The 229-nt window shown below is 66.4% G+C and carries 1 protein-coding gene; it reads left to right on the top strand.

The features are described from left to right. A partial coding sequence (locus SB772_RS46290) for an OprD family outer membrane porin (protein ID WP_410839304.1) occupies window positions 1-229 on the top strand: 229 nt, incomplete at both ends.

Genomic DNA, 229 nt, shown 5'->3' with positions numbered 1-229 from the left:
CATCGTCGGGGCCAATCAGCAGTCCAAGGCCGAGGAGTGGGCCCAGGGCTTCATTCTCGACTTCAAGTCGGGGTACACCCCCGGCACGGTCGGCTTTGGCGTGGATGCCCTGGGCCTGTTGGGCATCAAGCTCGACAGCAGCCCTGACCGGGTCAATACCGGCCTGCTGCCGGTGCATGGCGATGGCCGCGCCGCAGACGACTACAGCCGCCTGGCACCGACGTTCAAG

The sequence above is a fragment of the Paraburkholderia sp. SIMBA_030 genome (assembly GCF_046535245.1).
Lineage (GTDB): Bacteria > Pseudomonadota > Gammaproteobacteria > Burkholderiales > Burkholderiaceae > Paraburkholderia.
This window is presented reverse-complemented; position numbering and strand designations above follow the sequence as displayed.